This window comes from Amycolatopsis sp. NPDC049691 (assembly GCF_040675005.1).
In the GTDB taxonomy this organism is placed as follows: Bacteria; Actinomycetota; Actinomycetes; order Mycobacteriales; family Pseudonocardiaceae; genus Amycolatopsis.
The window spans coordinates 17161-35358 of the sequence record NZ_JBFANX010000014.1 but is presented as its reverse complement, the minus strand read 5'-3'; the positions used below and the strand labels follow the sequence as shown (position 1 = coordinate 35358).

Sequence of the window (18198 nt, the reverse complement as noted above, 5' to 3'; positions counted from 1 at the left end):
GTATAGGACACATGGCCCGATTGCGGCCATGCCCCGTAGGTTCCTATTTCCGGCATCGACACGGGATTCTGTGAGCGCCTCACCGAGACCACTGCCGACCCTAGTGGGCCATCACGGGCTCGCCCTCGGACGGCTCCAGAGCCCGATTCGGAATCAGGAACGCCGCGATCACCGCACCGACCACGAAGAACCCGGAGCCCCATGCCAGGGTGGCCGTGTAGCCCTCGACCCCGGCCTGTGCCGCGGCGGGCGCGCTGGGCTGGTGCGAAGTCAGGTAGTCGGTCGTGGCCGATGAGGCAACGGTGGTCAGTAGCGCCGTGCTGATGGAGCCGCCGATTTGCTGACCGGTGTTGATCAGCGCCGAGGCGACACCCGAGTCCTCGTGGTGGATGCCCGAGGTCGCCCCCTGGATCGCGGTGGTCATCACCGCGCCGATGCCGAGGCCCAGCAGGATCAGGCCGGGCATGATGTGGGCGGCGTAGGTGCTGTCCAGCTCGAGCTGGGTCAGCAGAGCCATCCCGGCTGCGGCGACCAGGAAGCCGGCGCTGACGACGATCTTCGGGCCGGCCTTGGGCAGCACCAGCAAGGACATCGTGGTCGAGGAAACGACGACGGCCGCGACCATCGGCAGGAACGCCAGACCGGTCTTGATCGGCGAGTAGCCGAGGCTGGCCGCGAAGTAGTAGGTCAGGAACAGGAAGATCGAGAACATCCCCATGCCCAGGACGAACACCGCTACGAACGAACCACCGCGGGTCCGGTCCAGCACGACTCGCAGCGGCAGCAGCGGATGCGCGACCTTGGACTCCAGCCAGACGAACACCACGAGCAGCACCGCGCCGACGATCATGGAGCCGAGGGCGACCGGGTCGGTCCAGCTGGTGGACTCCACGTGCGCGAACCCGTAGACGACGGCGAACAGCGCGGCGCTCACCACGACGATGCCCGGGATGTCGAGTTTGGGCTTCTTGGTGAGCACGGGCTTGGCCAGCAGCAGCAACGCGCCGATCAGGGCGGGGGCCGCGAAGGCGACGTTCACGTACATCACCCAGCGCCACGAAGCCCATTCGGTGAGCATGCCGCCGAGCAGCAGCCCGATCGCGCCGCCCGCACCACCCAGCGCACTGAAGATACCGAAGGCCTTCGCCCGTTCCGACGGTTCGGTGAAGGTCACGCTGAGCAGGGAGAGTGCCGCGGGCGCGAGCACTGCGGCGAAGAGGCCTTGGGCCACGCGTGCCGCGACGAGGATCTCGAAGCTGGCGGCCGAGCCGCCGAGAATGGACGCGGCCCCGAAACCCGCCAAGCCGATCACGAAGAGGGTACGTCGGCCCAGCAGGTCACCGAGCCGGCCGCCGAGCAGCAGCAGGCTGCCGAACGCCAGGGCGTAACCCGTGATGACCCACTGCCGGCTGCCGTCGCTGAAGCCGAGGTCTTTCTGCGCCTCGGGCAGCGCGATGTTCACGACGGTGGCATCGAGCATGACCATGAGCTGCGCCATGCCCAGCACGACCAGCACCCACCAGCGCACGGCATGGGAGCCGCGAAGGCCCTGGTCTGTCTTTCCGGAGGCGGGCGCCCCGCGGTCGATGGTGGAACTCATTTTTCCCCTTGCTTGCTGGGCATGGCTGACACCGTCTGGAAATTGACTGGTTTCCAGACGGCAAACAGATCGGTTTTCTCGCCGACGAAGGTGAGGCGAGCGAGTGACAGGCTGAGATCTCAGGGCTTCGCAGATCATCCTGCGGCCCCTTTTGGGCTTACCTCGGCGATCGCGTCGAGGCTTGCTGCCGCGTACGCCGCCGCGGCGCCGAAGTCGTGACCGATGAGATCCGCCTACTGGAGCGCTCAGTGGCTCGGGGCAACCGCCAGTTCGCGCAGGCGAGTGTTGTTCTGCAGCGCCCACCGCATGGTCCGCGGTGGGCGCCCGAGCAAGGTCTCCAGTTGGCCGGTGACGACGTCGTACCGCCCGCCGGCGATCAGCCTGGTCAGGGTCCTCACGTGCGCCGCCACGTGCCGGGCCGCAGCCGGGTCGCCCAGGGCCTCCTGCAGGTAGGTCTCGTCTGTGAAGGCCTCGTTCCAGGCCCCCATTTCCTCGGGGATGTAGGTGACTGGGCGTCCCAGCGCGGCTGCGTAGTCCTCGGCGAACCCGTACATGTCCTTCAGTTCCGGGCCGGTGAGCGCGTAGGACTTCGAGATGTGCGGTGCAGGGTCGACCAGCATCTTCACGCACACCTCTGCCAGGTCGTGAGCGGCGATGGGCGCGAGCCGCTGGTCGCCGAAGGGCAGGCGCAGTTCACCGTTGCTCAGCGAACCCAGTGGCATCCAGGTCAGGATGGGGTTCTCGACGAACAGGGTCGCACGCACGTTGACGGTCGGGATGCCGGACCAGTCCAGCACCTGCTCGGCGACCCAGTGCGCGCGCTGCTGCGGTGACCAGTCCGTGACCAGTCCGCCGAGCCAGGAACGCCGTTCCTCGTCCGGTGCGGTCATTTTCTCGAGTGTCATGTACGACTGCTCGAACTCGGACATGTTGACGAAGACCTCGATGTCACCCTGGGCCCGTGCCGCCGCGGCCATCAGGCTGACGGCGTCGGTGTAGTACGGCGAGAGGCTCATGCTGAAGTAGATGCGCCGGACACCCTTCAGCGCGGCGGTCACGTCGGCGATGTTGAGCAGGTCACCGACGAAGACCTCGGCCCCGGCCTCGCGCAGCGACTGCGCGCGTTCGTCGTCCCGTCGCACGAACGCGCGCACCGGGTGGCCCTGTTCGAGCAGCATGTCGACCATCACCCTGCTCACGCCACCGACTTGGCCGCCGGCGCCGGTGATCAGAATGGGATTGCGCTCCGTCATTGTCTTGTCCTTCATCGGGTCGGGGCGGGTCGGCTGTACAGGAAAACTGATCGGTTTCCTCGCTAGCCGGTGCTGACCTCGGCGACCTTCCGGAGGGCCGCGTCGGTGTCCGCGATGGCCAGCATCTTGTTGATTTCGGTGGCGGCTAGTGCGCCGGCCGCCGCTGAGGCCCCGACCTGGGCGACCGCATCGGTGACGTTGCCGGCCACCCACACACCCGGCACCTCGGTGGTGCCGGCCGGGCCGGAGACGAAACCACGGCCCACGTTCGGCTTCGGCAGGTCCTGCACCGGCAGGCCCAGGCCTTCCAGGCCCTGGGTGCGGGCCTGCGTCCGCGGGACGACCGCGAGGACGCGGCGGGCCACGACCTGGCCGTCGGCCAGGCGCACGCCGGCGAGGGCACCGTCCTCATCGTTGACGATCTCGGTGACCGGGGTGTCGATGACGCGGATGCCGCGGGCGGCGAAGCGGGCGCGGGTGTCCTCGTCCAGGTCGGTGCCATCGGTGAAGTAGGTCAGGTCCTCGGTCAGCTGACGGAACAGCAACGCGGGGCCGACGGAGGCCGGGCCGGTGGCGAGGACACCGATGGGTTCATCACGCACCTCCCAGCCGTGGCAGAACGGGCAGTGCACCACGCTGTCCCCCCAGTGCTCGGCGAGCCCGGGCACCTCCGGCAGCACATCGGTGAGGCCGGTGGCCACCAGGAGGCGGCGCGCGGTGATGCTGCGGCCGTCGGCCAGGGTGACGGTGAACCGCAGGTCCCCGTCCACCGGGTCGGCGGGCTCGGCCGCGACGACCTCGCCGTGGACGACGCGTCCGCCGTACTTGCGCACCTGCCCCCGGCCCCGTCGAAGGATCTCCGACGGCGGGGTGCCGTCGAAGACGATGAAGCCGTGCACGGCCTCCGCGGGCGCGTTGCGCGGGGAGCCGCTGTCGATCACGACGACCGAGCGGCGGGAGCGGGCGAGGATCAGTGCACCGTTCAGCCCGGCGGCGCCCCCGCCGATCACCACGGCGTCGACGGTCCCCTCGGGCAGTGCATCGCTCGCGGAGTCCTCGCCAAAGGGTGGTCGCCGGGTTTCCTGTGTCATGAGTTCAACCTCCAAGCCGCCTTCGCGGCATCGCGGTCCTGCAAGCCCGGACCAAGCCGGTCCGGCGAGCTCAGGATGGTTGTGTACTGAACTGTCATAAACCTAGATGATTCTGTACTGAGTTGTCAACTTCGGCAGGCCGGCGCTACCTTCTGTGTATGGGCCGCCCGTAGTACCAGCGCAAAAACAACGATTAGGCTGGTCAGGGTCCAGGAAGGGCTCTCGCGGTGATGGTTGGGCACGGCCGCGATGGCCGTGACGAGAGTTGAGCCTGGGGAAGTCGGGGAGGACGCCGGCGAAAACGAGCGGAGGGGAATCGTGACCGGAGCGATTCGCCTGCCAGACAAGGGAGAAGCATGAGCACCATCCCCGTGCCGGACGAGCTGACCCATTACTCGTCCCGTCGGCTGGGCGAGGTCGATGAGGTGGCCTGGCCAGTGTTGAGCCAGCACGCCCTGGACCTGTTGCGGTCATCCGGTGAGGAACTGCACCCCGCGCCCGGCGAGTTGCTGTGGGACGCCGGTGATCCCACCGACTTGCACCTCGTGCTGACCGGTGGCGTGCTCCTCGTGGACCGCCGGGAGGACCGGGTCGTCTTCGTGATCGAGGCCGGTGACTTCGTCGGCGAGCTGGGCATGTTGATGGGGCAACGCGCCGTCTTCCAGGGCATGGCCATGGAAGACACCGCGATCCTGCGGGTTCGGGTGGCGGAACTGCGCCGGCTGGTGGAGATCTCGGGGGAGCTGAGCGATGTCCTGCTGTCCGCTTTGGACGCCCGGCGGCGCTTCCTGAGCAGGACGGGCGAGGGCGGTCTGGTACTGGCCGGAGACGACGACCGCGACCTGCACCGCCTCCAGGACTTCGCTGAACGCAACCAGATTCCGTACCGGACGGTGCTGCGCTCGAACCCGTCGGCGTGGTCGGAGCTGGCGCAGACCTGTGCCTTGCCCGAGACCGGTACGGCCGTGGTCACGGCACAGCGCCGCGTCATGACAGCGCCGACCACGCGCGACCTGGCAACGGCGCTGGGGATCGACCTGTGGGGCATCGCCGACGATTCCCGGTGTGACTTGCTGGTGGTGGGCGCCGGACCGGCGGGGCTGGCCGCTGCTGTGTACGGGGCGTCGGAGGGACTGGACGTGGTCGTCGTCGAGGACGTCGCCATTGGCGGCCAGGCCGGCAGCTCGTCGCGGATCGAGAACTACCTCGGCTTCTACCGCGGCGTGTCCGGGGTTGAACTGGCACGGGCGGCGATGCTGCAGGCGGTCAAGTTCGGGACCAGGCTTCTCTCACCCCGCTCAGTCACTGGGCTGTCGCAGGTGCCCGGCGGGTTTCGGGTGCGGCTCGACGACGAGTACGACATCCTCGCCTCAGCGGTGATCATCGCCAGCGGCGTGCGCTACCGGCGCCTGGACCTGCCTGGCCTGGCCGACCTGGAGGGCCGCGGCGTCTACTACGTCGCAAGCCGACTGGAGGCCAACCTGGTCTCCGGGCGGAACGCCGTCGTGGTCGGGGGCGCCAACTCCGCCGGCCAGGCGGCCCTGTTTCTCGCGCGGAACGCCGTCCACGTCCACGTCCTGATCCGCCGCGATGAACTGTGCGACACCATGTCGAACTACCTGGCGCAGCGCCTGACCCACCACGAGCGGATCACCGTGCACCGTCGCTGCGAACTGTCCGCCGTCCACGGCGGCAGCCGGCTCAGCGAGGTCACCTGGCACGACCACGCCCACGACCAGGACGTACGACTCGACGCGGCCGCACTGTTCCTGATGATCGGCGCGGACCCCTGCACGACCTGGCTGCACGACATCGGCGTCGACCTCGACGCCAAGGGCTTCGTGCTCACCCACGACAGCTTCGCCACCTCGATACCCGGGCTCTTCGCCGTCGGTGACGTGCGCGCGGACTCCGTCAAGCGAGTGGCATCGGCCGTCGGCGAGGGATCCGTGGTCATCTCCGCAGTCCACGCCTACCTCGCCGGCAGATGACCCGCTACTGGGCCCATGCGGCGATCCGTTCCGCGATCGCCTCGGGGGCCTCGATGTGCAGGAAGTGACCGACGCCGGGGATGACCTCCCGGGCGCGCGGGGCGGCGAACCGATGCCGGTCGTCGACCTGCTGGGGGAGGATGCAGGCGTCGTCGGCACCGTGGAGCTGCAGCAGGGGCACCGTGATCGGCTGGGACAGGCGGCGCGCCGCCGTGAGCATGCCGGGTCGCAGCATCGCCCGGTAGTACTTGATGGGTGCGGGCATGCTCGCCCGCAGGTGATCGTGCAGCTCCGCCTGGAGTGCTGGATCCAGCGAGAGCCCGGGCGACCACTGACGCCAGAGGCGGTCGATGAGAGCGAGATCGCGGGCGGTGGCGATGAACCCGCTTCCGGGGAGTTGGAAGAGCCCCATGTACCAGCTCCGGCGTAGCTGAGCGGGGCGCGGCCGGCTCAGGAACGTGATGGGGTGGGGGATGGCGAGCGTGACCGCGCGTTCGATCCGGTCCGGCGCGGTGACGCTGGCATCGTAGGTGATGAAGGCGCCCCAGTCGTGGCCGATCAGCTCCACGGCTCGCCCGGGAGACCAGCGGTCGATCAGCGCGAGCACGTCGTTGGTGAGGGCTGCGAAGTCGAACGGCCCCGCGGTGGGGGACGGCGCGTAACCGCGTAGCCAGGGTGCGAGGACGTGACGTCCGCGGCGGCCGAGCTCGGCGAGGAAGGGCTTCGCGGTCGGCGGATGGTCCGGGAAGCCGTGCAAGACGAGCGTCGGTTGACCATCGGGATCGCCGCCCTGTAGCGCGTGAAAGGTGCCGTGGGGCAGGTCGAAGGTGACGTGTTCGAACTCCACGTGCGTCAGCCGGCCAGCCGGTTGAGCTTGCGGATTTGTTTGTCGAAGGCGCGCGTGGGCACGATCCGGCGCAGGAGGCTGACGCGTCCGGCCATCGAGCCGGCGGTGTACCGGAGCTTGGGCTTGGCATCGGTGGCGGCCGCGACGATCGCCTTCGCGACAACGTCCGGGTCGTCGGCGTTGCGCACGGCCGTGGCCAGCACGTCCCGGGCGACCTCCCGCTGTGCGGCGTAGACCGGCAGGGGCGAGTCGGGTGGCAGGCTGCTCGCCTCGAAACTCGTGCTGGTGTAGGCCGGCTCGACCAGCAGCATCCGGACGCCGTGCTCGCGAAGCTCGTGGTCGACGGACTCGGAGTAGCCCTCGACCGCATGCTTGGCGGCGGCGTAGATGGCCATGAAGGGGGCTGGGATCAGACCGAGTACCGAGGAGACGTTGACCACGCGGCCGCTGCCCTGGGCGCGCATGTGGGGCAGCACTGCGTTGGTCATCCGGATCAGGCCGAAGACGTTGATGTCGAAGACCTCCTTGGCTTGGGTGATCGAGCTCTCCTCGCCGGCGCCGACCGCGCCCACGCCCGCGTTGTTGACCAGGACGTCGATCCGGCCGAACCGCTCCATCACCTCCTCGACCAGGGAGTGGACCGACTCGTCGCTCGCTACGTCGAGGTCGAGGAACGTCACCCCGGCGAGCGGCTCGGCGTTCGCCGCGGTGCGGCTCGTGCCGACGACCGCGAAGCCGGCGTCCACGAGGGCGCGCGCTGCCGCCCGCCCGATCCCGGAGGAGGCCCCTGTCACGAGGGCCACGGGGGAAGCTGTCTGCATGGTGGTTCCTTCGGTTGTGGGCATAACTTCGTCGTGCCCGGTGCGGGTCGCCAAGAGGGTTGTGTACTGAACTGTCAGAAATCTAGACAGTTCTGTACTGAGTTGTCAACTACGGTGGGTTGGAGCTACCTTCTAGGTATGGCAAGACCACGAAGCTTCGACCGCGACCACGTCCTCCACGCCGCCGAGCGGCAGTTCCGCACCACGGGCTACAACGGCACGAGCGTCGACGACCTCAGCGCCGCCACCGGCATCGGCCGCGGCAGCCTCTACGCCGCGTTTGACGGCAAGCACGGCGTGCTGATGCACGCGATGACCGGGTACTACGCCCGGCTGGCACAGTTCGCGCCGCAGGCGCTCGCCGGACCGGACGAGGGCGCCCTGGAACGACTGCACAGGTACCTGCTCCGCGCCGTCAACGGGGTGCCACTCGCCGACGACGTACCCCCCGCCCCCGACCGGGCCGCGGCAGCCTGCTTCGCCGCCAAAATGGCCATGGAGATCGGCACCTCCGACCCCGAGGTGCGACGCATGGCCAGGGACTGCTTCTCCGTACTCGCGACGGCGGTGGCCGAATGTTTACGAGCGGCGCAGCGCAACGGCGACATCGACCCCGACGCGGATGCCGACGACCTTGCCTACCTTCTGCTGATCGTCATTCGCGGGACCGACGTCGTCGGCGCGTACGGCCACAGTCCCGCCCGCCTGACCTCGATCGCGGAGAGCGCCTTCGCCTTGCTGCCCCGCCCGCACCACCACTGAGAAAGGGGCACGGCACGAAGGTCTACGCGCCGCTTGGCGGTGGTCTGGGCGGTTGGCGAAGAACTGCGCCCGCATCCAGTCGAGTTGCTCCACCGCATGCGCGGTGTCGCCCGACTTGAACTGCACGGTCAGTCGCCCAACGCCTCGCCGCCAGCAGGCGGTGTTGCTTCGGCCATCGCTCCGCCAACGCGGGACCGTGGGTGTCGACGAGTCGGCGACCGGTCCGATCGTCGCCATCCTGCGCGAGCGTCAGCCCGACGTCTCGCCCACCCACGTGGCGAACGCCTCCGTGCATCACCCAGGCCCACGACCACCGCTGTGCTCCTGGCCGCTCGTCGCCGCCCACAGGTTCCAGTTCGAGCCGCGCCAGCCACCGGGCTGCGAGGTTCACTCGACCCTCGCCCCCGACGGCCAGCGGGCCGGCGGCCTGGCCGGATAGCCGGCAGGATCGCGCTCGTCCTCGACCGGGAGCAGGTCGTCTGCCGGCTCACGCAGCGCATCCACCGGATCAGCACCATGCAGCGCGGCAAGGTGAAGCTGCCAGGCGAGTCGACTGGGACACCGTCCAAACCGTGCCGGACACGTCGGCCAACGGCAACGACGTGTTCTCCACGAGCAGCTCGCCCCGGACGAACCAGCCCGGCCCGCGCTGGTGGACCCCCGTCAGCGAGGCGGTCGTGACCGGGTACTTCGACCGGCTCCTCGGCCGCAAGGACACCGGCGCGGTCGCCGCTCTGGCACCGGAGTACCACCAGCACAATCCCGCCATCCCCAACGGCACGGCCGGCCTGGCGGAGCTGTTCGCCAGGCTGTTCCGGCAGTTCCCGAACCTGACCGTGGAGCGCAAGCGGGTGATCGCCGAGGGGGACCTGGTGGCGATCCACTCGCACTACCGCACCGGCCCCGGCGACCGCGGTCAGTCCGTTGTGGACATCTTCCGGGTGCGCGCGGACGGGAAGATCGTCGAACACCGGGACGTGCCGGAGACCTCCGCCAACGACAACACGATGTTCTGACCCCGCAGACCGGACCAGGGGCGACCGTCACCGCCAGTCGGGGGCGCCTGGTGCCAGCAGGGTCTCGATCTTCAGCTGGATCTCGCGCATGACGGTCACGATGCGGGTTTGTTGGTCCGCGGTGAGCCGGGACAGCGGGACTGAGCAGCTGATCGCGTCGATGCCGAGAATGACCTGGCGCATCATCTCGGTACCAATGGAAACTGATCGGTTTTCATCTCGTCGAATCCGGGTTAACCTCGCAGTATGACCACCGAAGCGAAACCAAACTCCCGGGAGCGCCTGCTGGAGGCGGCGGCCATGCTCACCTACCGGGATGGAGTCGGTATCGGAGTCGACGCGCTGTGCAAGGCGGCGGGGGTGTCGAAGAAGTCCCTGTACCAGCTGTTCGCGAGCAAGGACGAACTGCTGGCGGCCAGCTTGAAGGAGGGCGCGGGCGCCTTCGTGGCCGGCCTGCTGCCCCCGGCGAACGACGGGCGTTCGCCCCGCGAGCGGATCCTGCACGTCTTCGAGCAACTGGAACTGCAGGCCGGCGCACCAGGGTTCCAGGGCTGCCGCTACCTCGCCGTGCAGATCGAACTCAAGGACCAGCGCCACCCCGCGAGCAGGGTGGCCCGCAGGATCAAGCGGAACCTGACGACCTTCTTCCGCGCCGAAGCCGAACGAAGCGGAGCGGGCGACCCCGACCTGCTGGCCCGGCAGCTCATCCTGGTCTTCGACGGCGCCAGCGCCCGGGCGGGCATCGGAGCCGACAACCTGAAAGGGCTCATCGCGCCCACCGTGGCCACCCTGCTGGACGTCGCCGGTCTGCGCTGAACCCGGCCGGGCGAAGGTTCGCTTGCGACGGGAAACCGTTCGGTTTACACTCGTGGAAACCGAACGGTTTCCACAGGGTTACCCCCAGGAGCAGGCAAAATGCCCGACCAGACGTTACGCCCCACGATCCACGTTCCCGGGACCACCAGCCACACCATCGCCCCACGGAACGGACACCGCGAGGGGAGGCTGCGCTACCTCAAGGCGGGCACCGGCGCACCACTGGTCCTGCTGCACACCGTGCGCACGCAGGCCGAGCACTTCCGCCACCTCGTCCCCCTGGTCGCGGACCGGTACACCGTGTACGCCCTCGACCTTCCGGGGATGGGGTACTCCGAGATCGTGCCCGGCGCGTCCTACGACGAGCCGGCGATGCGTGCGGGCGTCGAACGGCTGCTCACCGAACTGGACCTCGACGACGTGACGCTGCTGGGTGAGTCCATGGGCGCGGTGCTCGCCCTGACCACCGCGGCCGACCTGCCGGACCGGGTCCGGCGCGTCTTCGCGGTGAACGCCTACGACTTCGCCGGCGGGATCGCCCGGTCCGGCCTCCTCGCCCGTGCCGTCGTCACCGGGGTCCTGGCGCCGGGCGTGGGCCCGGTGATCGCCGGGGTGGAACCGAAGGCCGTGATGCGCAGGATCCTGCGGGGCGGGCTCGGCGACAAGAGCGCCCTGCGCGAGGACTACCTGGACGAACTCCTCCAGGTGGGCAAGCGTCCGGGCTACGCCACCGTGGCCCGGGGCGTCTACCGGAACCTGCCCAGCCTCATCGCGGCCCGTTCGCGCTACCCCGAAATCAAGGCCCCGATCCACCTCGTCTACGGCGAGAAGGACTGGTCCCGGCCCGCGGACCGGCAGGCCGACAAGGACCTGCTGCCCGACGCCGGATACACGCTGGTGCCGGGGGCGGGCCACTTCATCGCCCTGGAGCGGCCCGACATCCTGGCCGCGCTGCTGAACGCGGGGGACTGACCACCGCTGAGCTGCCGGGGCATCCGGCGCCCCGGGCGTCGCCGCCGCGTGCGCTGTTCGGCCGGGTCCCGGTCGAGGCGTCCCAACCCGAAGGTCCAGAGATGGCTGAGCACGACCTCGTTCTCGTCACCGGCGCCGGCGGCATCGGCCGCCGTGTCACCGAGCTGCTGCGCGCGCACGACGTGCCGGTCCGCGTCCTGGTCCGCCGCGACGACGACCGCGCGGCCGCGGTACGGGCACTCGGTGCCGAGGTCGTCACCGGCGACCTGACCCGGCCCGACACCGTGGCGGCCGCCCTCCACGGCGTCCGCCGGGTGTACTTCGGGCTCAGCGTGTCCCCGGACCAGCTGCTGGCGGCGACCATCATGGCCACGGTCGCCAAGGCGCACGCGGACCTCGACGTCCTGGTGGACATGTCGCAGATGACCGTGTCGCAGATGACCGCCACCAGCACCGCGGAATCCCACCAGCAACGGCTGCACTGGCTGACCGAGCAGGTGCTCGACTGGTCAGGCCTGCCCGTGGTGCACGTGCGCCCGACGATGTTCCTTGACAACCCGTTGTTCACCACTCTCGCGGCGCGGTCGATCCGCGAGAACGGCACGCTGGCCCTGCCGTTCGGGACCGGCCGCACCTCGCCGGTCGCCGCCGACGACGTCGCCCGGGTGGTCGCGAACATCCTGCGCGAACCCGGCGAGCACGCCGGGAAGGTGTACGAACTGACCGGACCGCGGACGCTCGACTTGGCGGGAGTGGCGCAGGAGTTCTCGGAGGCACTCGGCCGCACAGTGACCTATGTGGATGCTCCCCTGCAGTGGTGGCGCAACGAGGTTCTCGCGAACGCCGGTCTGCCGGCGCACACCGAGCAGCACATCGCGACCATGGCCCGGCTGCACCGCGAAAACCGTTACGACCGAGCCAGCGCCGACGTCGAGCGCATCACCGGGAGGCGCCCTCTGACCGTCGGGGAGTTCGTCACCGCCCGCAAGGACCTCTACCTAGGCTGACCGGGCCGGTCAGCCGAGGTAGCGTGGCCACGGGTCCCGGCTCAGTGCGTCAGCTCATCGGGAACGGCGATACCGAGCGTGGAGAACAGGTCGGCGAGCTTGCCGTCCAGTTCCACGCCGACCGCGGCGATCTCCGGATCGCCGAAGCTCGAGAAGCGGGTGCTGGGCTGGTCGACGGCGAACCACACCCCGCCGTCGTGATCCTCGTAGAGGGTGACGCGCAGCGGTGCGTAGAGCAGGATGCCGGGGTCGTGGCGGTACATGCGCTCGGCGACGACGTGGTTGCCCATGAGGTAGGTCGTGCAGCGGCGGTCGTGCCCGGCCACCCGCATCATCTGGTCGGCCTCGTTGCGCCAGTACAGCAGGAATCCGTGCGGGGCCTGCTTCTCGGTGATCCGGCTGATCGTGGCCCAGTCGATGCGGTCCGGGGCGAGGCCACCGAAGTAGTGGCCGGGATCGAACGCGGGGACCGCCTGCTCGTAGCGGGCACGTAGCTCCTCGAAGGGCAGGTCGGCCGCGACTTCGAGCCGGCGCACCTGGTGCGTGACAACACGAGTCTGGTCGGTCATCGTCCGGCCGCCAGCTTCTGGATGCGCGGGTGGTGCTCCAGTGCCCAGCGGATGGTCTTCGACGGGCGCCCGAGCAGGGTTTCCAGCTGGTCGGGGACGCCGCCGTAGCGCCCACCCGCGATCAGCCGGGTCAGGGCCTTCAGGTGCTCGGCGATGTGGGGGTACCCGGCCAGGACGCTGTTGTCCACATAGGTCTTGTTCCAGACTTCGACATCGTCGGGAACGTAGGTGACCGGGCGGCCCAGCGCGGCCGCGTAGTCCTCGGCGAACCCGTGCATGTCCTTCAGTTCCGGGCCCGTGAGGTTGTAGGCCTTCGAGATGTGCGGCGCCGGGTCGAGCAGGATCTTCGTGCACAGCTCCGCCACGTCATGACTCGCCACGGGCGCGAACCGCTGGTCGCCGAAGGGCAGGCGCAGCTCGCCGTCGCCGAGCGGTTCCAGCGCCAGCCAGGTCAGGATGGGGTTTTCGACGAAGAAGGCCGCCCGCACGTGGACGGTCGGGACGCCGGACCAGTCCAGCATCTGTTCGGCGACCCAGTGGGCCCGCTGCTGCGGCGACCAGTCCGTGACGAGCCCGCCGAGCCAGGAACGCCGTTCTTCCTCCGGTGCGGTCATCTTGTCGACCGTCATGAACGACTGCTCGTACTCGGAGATGTTGACGAAGACCTCGATGTCTCCCTGCGCCCGCGCGGCCGCGGCCATCAGGCCGACGGCGTCGGTGTAGTACGGCGACAGGCCCATGCTGAAGTAGAGGCGCCGGACGCCCTTCAGCGCGGCTGTCACGTCAGCGATGTTGAGCAGGTCACCGACGACGACTTCGGCTCCGGCCTGGCGGAGCGATTGTGCGCGTTCGTCGTCCTGCCGGACGAACGCGCGCACGGGCTGCCCTTGGTCGAGCAGCATGTCGGCCATCGTTCGGCTCACGCCGCCGATTTCGCCGGCGGCGCCGGTGATCAGGATGGGAGTACGCTCTGGCATCGGTAAGTCCTCTATCCGGTCGAGATGGATCGGGTTCGGGGGACGGGCGTCAGCCGCCCAGCCGGTTGAGCTTGCGGATCTGCTTGTCGAAGGCCGAGGCCGGAACGACGCAGGATCCGCACCCGGCCGGCCAAGGGGCCGGCGGTGTAACGCGGCTTCGGCTTCGGGTCGGTCGCCGCCGCGACGATCACCTTCGCGACGACGGCGGGGTCGTCGCCGTCCTTGAACGCCGCCGTCAGCACACCATCGAAGAGCTCCCGCTGCGCCGCGTAGACCGGCAGGGGCGTGTCGGCCCGCCCGCTGCCGGCCTCGAATCCGGTTCTGGTGTAGGCGGGTTCGACGAGCAGCACTCGGACGCCGTACTCGCGGACCTCGTGGTCCAGGGACTCCGAGTAGCCCTCGATCGCGTGCTTGGAGGCGCCGTAGACGGCCATGTAGGGCGCGGGGATGAACCCCTGGACGGACGAGACGTTGATGATGCGGCCACGACCCCGGGCGCGCATGTGCGGCAGGACCGCCCGCACCATGCGCATGACCCCGAAGACGTTGACGTCGAAGACACCCTGGGCCTGTGCGACGGACGTTTCCTCGGCCGCACCCAGCGAGCCGATTCCGGCGTTGTTGACGAGGACGTCGATCCGCCCGAACCGCTCGATCACCTGGTCGACCGCGGCCGTGACCTCCGCGTCGTGAGCCACGTCGAGGTCGACGAACGTCACGCCGTCGAGCGGGGTGACACGCGAAGTGTCACGGCTCGTCGCGACGACGTCGAAACCCCGGGCGACCAGCGCGAGCGCGGCCGCCTTCCCGATGCCGGATGACCCGCCTGTCACGAGGGCCACTGGCCGGTTCGTCGCCATCACGCACTCCAAGGACGTCGGGAAACTGATCGGTTCCACCACCGTAAACCGATCGGTTTCCTACCGCAAGTCGCGACGGCCTGGCCGCGTCCGGGCTACCTCGCGCGGCCCGGTACGAGGTCGTCCGCCGAGGGTGCTCGCAGATGCTCGTTGAGGAACGCGATGATCGTGTCCCAGGACGGCCGGCAGGGGCGTGGCTGACCGTCGTGAGTGGACATGATCGAGGCGTCCTGCCGAATAGCGGCGTCCTCGAGCATCGGGCGCCACGTTCCGTGCCCTGCGTGGGGGTAGGAGACGAAGGAGGCTCGGGTGCCTTCCTTGGACAGCGCGTCATAGAGAAGTCGTCCCTGGTGGTGTGGGACGAACTCGTCCTGCTGGCCGTGCAGGATCAGGAAGGGCGGAGCTGATGGCCGCACGTAGGTGATCGGGTTGGCTTCGGCGACCCGGTGCGGGTAATCCCGGATCGGGGCGCCGAGGAGCCGTGATTCGGGTGACTGCGGGTCGTTGTGGCCTTCGGTGAGGCCGAACACCCGGTTGAACGGCACGCCACCGTCGGGCATGTGCGCGTCCATCTGCAGGAAGTCGGTCGGTGGGTAGAACGCCACCACGGCCTGCACGGCACTGGACGGGCCGTGTACACCGACGTTTCCTTCGAGGGCGGGCACGTCACCGGTGACGCCCGCCATCGCGGCTGCCCAGCCGCCGGATGACTCACCCATGATCCCGATGTGTGCAGCGTCCACATTGTACTTTCGGGCCTCTGTCCGCAGCCAGCGGATGGCGGACTTGATGTCGTGGAGCTGGCCGGGGAACTGCGTCGCCGAACTCGATCGGATCGCCACGCCGGCCACGGCGAACCCGGCGGGGTTCAGGTGCTGTGCCACGATGTCCACGCCGTCGCGGCCATTCTCGGACAGCCACCCCGACCCGTGCGACCAGATCACGAGCGGGGTCGGCCGGGAGGATTCCGGCAGGTAGAGGTCGAGCAGGTGCCCCTGGTTCCCGCTGGGGTCGGCCGGCGCGTACGCGAGTCCCTTGTGCACAGTCGTGGTCAAAGCGTCCTCCGAGTAGTCGAATCCGGGTGGCTCAGCCGGCTGCGCCGGCGACGAGCGGCAGCAGCCGGGCCAGGCGTGTGGTCAGGTCCGCGGGGTCGAGCGGGGCGGTCCCGTCGACGATCCAGGTGTGGACGATGGCGGCGACGCCGCCGGTCAGGAAGTCGGTGAGGTCGTCGACGATCTCGGGAGCCAGGTCGGGGCCATGGCGCTGCAGGACGATCTGCCGGTTGAAGGGTGCGAAGAGGCCGCACAGCTCTTTGTTGAACGCATAGGCGCACGTCCCGGTCAGCATCGTGCGGTAGAACGTCTGGTGCTGGGCGAAGTGTGCGGCCAACCCGAGCACGCTCGCCGCCCGCGAGTCCGGCGTGTCGCCGTCATCGGTCCGGGATCCGTCCAGGTGTTCGCGGCGCAGCAGGTCGAGGGCAGCCTCGAGCAGCAGCGTGTCCCTGTCCTGGAACTGCTGGTACACGACCCGGCGGCTCATGTCCGCGGCGTCGGCGAGGTCCGAGACCGAAATCGCGGTGGTCTGCCGCTCGGTGACCAGCTGCACCGCGGCGGCGAACAGGGCTGCCCGGGATCGTCGCACCCGGGGATCCTGTTTCTGTGACGGTTCGCTCCGCAGAGTCACCACTCCTCTTTCGCACTTGTCACTTAGATTACAGGTGAGAACACTCTACTCGGTCGAGCACAGGCCGCGAACCGGCCACATCGGACGTTCCGGATGTCTTGCCGACCCGGCACGGGGGAGTGACGGATGACCGGCCACGCTGTCCGGCTGCCCCGCGCCGGAGTTCTGGGGTTCGCGGCCCTGCTGAAGGCGACGCCGAGGGTGCTGCGGTTGCCGCCGGACGTGCTCCCGCCGCTGTCGGCGATTCTCTCCGCGCTGACGGGCGAACTCGGCACGACCGGGTTCTGGCAGGCGGTGGCGGACACGCTCGAGCAGTGGGCGCTCGGTCTCGTCGTCGCCGTCGCCGTCGCCGCCGGCGCCACGGTGGGCGTGCTCATCGGCTCGGTCCCGGTGCTGCGCCGGGTGACGGCGTCGACGATCGAGTTCCTGCGGCCCATCCCGTCGGTGGCCCTCGTCCCCCTTGTGGTGCTGCTGTTCGGGACCCCGCTCGGATCGGCGCTGGTGCTGATCGTCTACGCCGCGTTCTGGCAGGTGCTCGTCCAGACCCTCTACGGCGTCGGCGACGTCGACCCGATCGCCGAGCAGACCGCGCGCAGTTACGGGCTCGGCCGGTGGGCGCGGATCCGGTACGTGCTCTGGCCGACCGCGCAGCCCTACGTCGTGACCGGGGTGCGGCTGGCCGCGAGTGTCGCGCTGATCCTCGCGATCACCGCCGAGCTGGTGATCGGCAGCCCCGGGCTCGGCCAGCAGATCGCCGCCGCGCAGAGCGGCGGAGCCACCGCGCTGGCCTACGGGCTGATCCTCGTCACCGGCTTCTTCGGCCTGGTGGTCAACGTGGGCGCGCGGGCCGTCGAACGGCGGATGCTGCGTTGGCACGTCTCGGTGCGCGGGGAGGCAGTCACGTGATGCGCCGTCTTGTCCGCTTCGGACAGATCATCGCGCTGCCGGTCGTGCTGCTCGTGATCTGGTGGTTCGCGAGCGCGTCGAGCCAGAGCCTCTACTTCCCGCCGCTGAGCCGGATCGCGGGTGCCTTTCCCGACACCTGGGTGGCAGGAGGTAGCGGTTCACGACTGGTGACGGACGTCCTGCCGAGCCTGGCCCGCCTGGCGGGCGGGTTCGCGATAGCCGTCGCGCTCGGGGTCGGCGCGGGGCTGCTCATCGGGTCGTCCCCGGCGCTGCGCGCACTGACCGAACCGATCCTCGAGATATTCCGCGTCATCCCGCCCCCGGCGATTGTGCCGCTGCTGGTGGCGCTGGCCGGCATCGACAACCTGATAAAGGTACTGGTCATCGTGTTCGGCTGCGTGTGGCCGATCCTGCTCAACACCGTCGCCGGCGTGCGCGCGGTCGACCCCGTCCTGTCCGAGACCGCGCGCTGCTACGGCATCACGGGCCCGGCCCGGGTCCGGAAGCTGATCCTGCGGTCGGCGAGCCCGCAGATCGTCACCGGGATGCGGCAAGCCCTGTCCCTCGGCATCATCCTGATGGTCGTCAGCGAGATGTTCGCCGCCAGCAACGGACTCGGATTCACCGTCGTCCAGTTCCAGCGCACGTTCGCCATCCCCGAAATGTGGACCGGAATCATCGTAGTTGGACTGCTCGGCGTCTGCCTGTCACTCGCCTTCCGGTTCGTCGTGCGCCGCGTGCTGGGCTGGTACGAAGGCCTGCGACAGGCCCACCGGCAGGAGTGAGGCCCGACCGACGTGGCGTGGGCGGTGGTCGTGTTCTCACGTACGGTTTTGGTTTGATCCCGGTGGAACTTACCTCTTGACTGGACTTCGACCACCGCCGCTGAGGACCCTGTGCCGAATTGCTCAGGCGATCCTGCTGGCCCACCTGAGCCGCCATGGTCACGCCGCCTACCGCGGGACCAGCCCGAACTGGGGCTTCCGTCTGTACCCGGTCGGCAGCGACCGCTACGAGCATGGGTGGC

19 protein-coding genes are annotated in these 18198 nt (G+C 69.2%); 8 read left to right on the top strand and 11 right to left on the bottom strand.

Going from position 1 to position 18198, the window contains the following annotated elements; all coding sequences use genetic code 11:
- Positions 1-100: 100 nt before the first annotated feature.
- From AB0J40_RS28820 to AB0J40_RS28810, 3 genes are all read right to left on the bottom strand, one after another.
- Complete coding sequence (locus AB0J40_RS28820; RefSeq protein ID WP_364458636.1) at positions 101-1600, bottom strand: MFS transporter; 1500 nt, start codon at positions 1598-1600, stop codon at positions 101-103.
- A gap of 245 nt (positions 1601-1845) precedes the next feature.
- Positions 1846-2853 (bottom strand): NAD(P)H-binding protein, encoded by a 1008-nt coding sequence (locus AB0J40_RS28815; protein WP_364458633.1) that lies wholly within the window; start codon positions 2851-2853, stop codon positions 1846-1848.
- Between the two features lie 62 nt (positions 2854-2915).
- Positions 2916-3944 (bottom strand): NAD(P)/FAD-dependent oxidoreductase, encoded by a 1029-nt coding sequence (locus tag AB0J40_RS28810; RefSeq protein ID WP_364458630.1) that lies wholly within the window; start codon positions 3942-3944, stop codon positions 2916-2918.
- A gap of 356 nt (positions 3945-4300) precedes the next feature.
- Here AB0J40_RS28810 and AB0J40_RS28805 point away from each other — a divergent pair, with 356 nt between their 5' ends.
- Complete coding sequence (locus AB0J40_RS28805) at positions 4301-5935, top strand: FAD-dependent oxidoreductase (RefSeq protein ID WP_364458627.1); 1635 nt, start codon at positions 4301-4303, stop codon at positions 5933-5935.
- A 4-nt stretch (positions 5936-5939) separates the two neighbouring features.
- Here AB0J40_RS28805 and AB0J40_RS28800 read toward each other — a convergent pair whose 3' ends face one another.
- Both AB0J40_RS28800 and AB0J40_RS28795 read right to left on the bottom strand, forming a co-directional pair.
- Positions 5940-6782: an alpha/beta fold hydrolase gene (locus tag AB0J40_RS28800; protein WP_364458624.1), complete on the bottom strand. Its 843-nt coding sequence runs from the start codon at positions 6780-6782 to the stop codon at positions 5940-5942.
- A 5-nt stretch (positions 6783-6787) separates the two neighbouring features.
- On the bottom strand, positions 6788-7603 hold the full coding sequence (locus AB0J40_RS28795) for an oxidoreductase (protein WP_364458621.1): 816 nt from the start codon (positions 7601-7603) through the stop codon (positions 6788-6790).
- Positions 7604-7741: 138 nt separating this feature from the next.
- Between AB0J40_RS28795 and AB0J40_RS28790 the strand changes: the two genes are divergently transcribed.
- Together AB0J40_RS28790 and AB0J40_RS28785 are read left to right on the top strand one after the other, a co-directional pair.
- Complete coding sequence (locus tag AB0J40_RS28790; RefSeq protein ID WP_364458618.1) at positions 7742-8365, top strand: TetR/AcrR family transcriptional regulator; 624 nt, start codon at positions 7742-7744, stop codon at positions 8363-8365.
- 572 nt (positions 8366-8937) lie between these two features.
- Positions 8938-9381 (top strand): nuclear transport factor 2 family protein, encoded by a 444-nt coding sequence (locus AB0J40_RS28785; protein ID WP_364458615.1) that lies wholly within the window; start codon positions 8938-8940, stop codon positions 9379-9381.
- Between the two features lie 27 nt (positions 9382-9408).
- On the opposite strand, the gene AB0J40_RS28780 is transcribed toward AB0J40_RS28785, so the two are convergent.
- Positions 9409-9564 carry a hypothetical protein gene (locus AB0J40_RS28780; protein WP_364458612.1) on the bottom strand — a complete coding sequence of 52 codons (156 nt, stop codon included), beginning with the start codon at positions 9562-9564 and terminating at the stop codon, positions 9409-9411.
- A gap of 63 nt (positions 9565-9627) precedes the next feature.
- Between AB0J40_RS28780 and AB0J40_RS28775 the strand changes: the two genes are divergently transcribed.
- The 3 genes from AB0J40_RS28775 (at position 9628) to AB0J40_RS28765 (ending at position 12176) form a co-directional block, all read left to right on the top strand.
- Positions 9628-10197 (top strand): TetR/AcrR family transcriptional regulator, encoded by a 570-nt coding sequence (locus AB0J40_RS28775; protein WP_364458609.1) that lies wholly within the window; start codon positions 9628-9630, stop codon positions 10195-10197.
- 99 nt (positions 10198-10296) lie between these two features.
- Complete coding sequence (locus tag AB0J40_RS28770; protein ID WP_364458606.1) at positions 10297-11169, top strand: alpha/beta hydrolase; 873 nt, start codon at positions 10297-10299, stop codon at positions 11167-11169.
- A 101-nt stretch (positions 11170-11270) separates the two neighbouring features.
- Positions 11271-12176 (top strand): NAD(P)H-binding protein, encoded by a 906-nt coding sequence (locus AB0J40_RS28765; protein ID WP_364458603.1) that lies wholly within the window; start codon positions 11271-11273, stop codon positions 12174-12176.
- A gap of 41 nt (positions 12177-12217) precedes the next feature.
- Here AB0J40_RS28765 and AB0J40_RS28760 read toward each other — a convergent pair whose 3' ends face one another.
- The 5 genes from AB0J40_RS28760 to AB0J40_RS28740 all read right to left on the bottom strand — a co-directional run bounded on the left by AB0J40_RS28760 (position 12218) and on the right by AB0J40_RS28740 (position 16223).
- A complete protein-coding gene (locus AB0J40_RS28760) occupies positions 12218-12745 on the bottom strand; it encodes a DUF302 domain-containing protein (RefSeq protein WP_364458600.1) in 528 nt (175 codons plus the stop codon).
- The gene (locus tag AB0J40_RS28755; RefSeq protein WP_364458598.1) at positions 12742-13722 is read right to left on the bottom strand and encodes an NAD(P)H-binding protein; all 981 of its coding nucleotides are present in this window, start codon (positions 13720-13722) and stop codon (positions 12742-12744) included. Before AB0J40_RS28755 ends, AB0J40_RS28760 begins: the two co-directional genes overlap by 4 nt.
- Positions 13723-13733: 11 nt before the next feature.
- Complete coding sequence (locus AB0J40_RS28750; RefSeq protein ID WP_364458596.1) at positions 13734-14564, bottom strand: oxidoreductase; 831 nt, start codon at positions 14562-14564, stop codon at positions 13734-13736.
- Between the two features lie 113 nt (positions 14565-14677).
- On the bottom strand, positions 14678-15625 hold the full coding sequence (locus AB0J40_RS28745; RefSeq protein WP_364459223.1) for an alpha/beta hydrolase: 948 nt from the start codon (positions 15623-15625) through the stop codon (positions 14678-14680).
- A 43-nt stretch (positions 15626-15668) separates the two neighbouring features.
- Entirely contained in the window at positions 15669-16223 is a 555-nt protein-coding gene (locus tag AB0J40_RS28740) for a TetR-like C-terminal domain-containing protein (protein ID WP_364458593.1), read from the bottom strand.
- A 168-nt stretch (positions 16224-16391) separates the two neighbouring features.
- Between AB0J40_RS28740 and AB0J40_RS28735 the strand changes: the two genes are divergently transcribed.
- The gene (locus AB0J40_RS28735; protein ID WP_364458590.1) at positions 16392-17171 is read left to right on the top strand and encodes an ABC transporter permease subunit; all 780 of its coding nucleotides are present in this window, start codon (positions 16392-16394) and stop codon (positions 17169-17171) included.
- Positions 17171-17956, top strand: coding sequence for an ABC transporter permease (locus AB0J40_RS28730; protein WP_364458587.1), 786 nt, complete (start codon positions 17171-17173; stop codon positions 17954-17956). Before AB0J40_RS28735 ends, AB0J40_RS28730 begins: the two co-directional genes overlap by 1 nt.
- Positions 17957-18198 lie beyond the last annotated feature (242 nt).

What these genes read in the sequence shown, in the direction of transcription:
- AB0J40_RS28820 (WP_364458636.1), bottom strand. Translation starts at nt 1,600, where the DNA reads ATGAGTTCCACCATCGACCGCGGGGCGCCCGCCTCCGGAAAGACAGAC.
- AB0J40_RS28815 (WP_364458633.1), bottom strand. Translation starts at nt 2,853, where the DNA reads ATGACGGAGCGCAATCCCATTCTGATCACCGGCGCCGGCGGCCAAGTC.
- AB0J40_RS28810 (WP_364458630.1), bottom strand. Translation starts at nt 3,944, where the DNA reads ATGACACAGGAAACCCGGCGACCACCCTTTGGCGAGGACTCCGCGAGC.
- AB0J40_RS28805 (WP_364458627.1), top strand. Translation starts at nt 4,301, where the DNA reads ATGAGCACCATCCCCGTGCCGGACGAGCTGACCCATTACTCGTCCCGT.
- AB0J40_RS28795 (WP_364458621.1), bottom strand. Translation starts at nt 7,603, where the DNA reads ATGCAGACAGCTTCCCCCGTGGCCCTCGTGACAGGGGCCTCCTCCGGG.
- AB0J40_RS28790 (WP_364458618.1), top strand. Translation starts at nt 7,742, where the DNA reads ATGGCAAGACCACGAAGCTTCGACCGCGACCACGTCCTCCACGCCGCC.
- AB0J40_RS28780 (WP_364458612.1), bottom strand. Translation starts at nt 9,564, where the DNA reads ATGCGCCAGGTCATTCTCGGCATCGACGCGATCAGCTGCTCAGTCCCG.
- AB0J40_RS28775 (WP_364458609.1), top strand. Translation starts at nt 9,628, where the DNA reads ATGACCACCGAAGCGAAACCAAACTCCCGGGAGCGCCTGCTGGAGGCG.
- AB0J40_RS28770 (WP_364458606.1), top strand. Translation starts at nt 10,297, where the DNA reads ATGCCCGACCAGACGTTACGCCCCACGATCCACGTTCCCGGGACCACC.
- AB0J40_RS28765 (WP_364458603.1), top strand. Translation starts at nt 11,271, where the DNA reads ATGGCTGAGCACGACCTCGTTCTCGTCACCGGCGCCGGCGGCATCGGC.
- AB0J40_RS28760 (WP_364458600.1), bottom strand. Translation starts at nt 12,745, where the DNA reads ATGACCGACCAGACTCGTGTTGTCACGCACCAGGTGCGCCGGCTCGAA.
- AB0J40_RS28755 (WP_364458598.1), bottom strand. Translation starts at nt 13,722, where the DNA reads ATGCCAGAGCGTACTCCCATCCTGATCACCGGCGCCGCCGGCGAAATC.
- AB0J40_RS28735 (WP_364458590.1), top strand. Translation starts at nt 16,392, where the DNA reads ATGACCGGCCACGCTGTCCGGCTGCCCCGCGCCGGAGTTCTGGGGTTC.
- AB0J40_RS28730 (WP_364458587.1), top strand. Translation starts at nt 17,171, where the DNA reads ATGCGCCGTCTTGTCCGCTTCGGACAGATCATCGCGCTGCCGGTCGTG.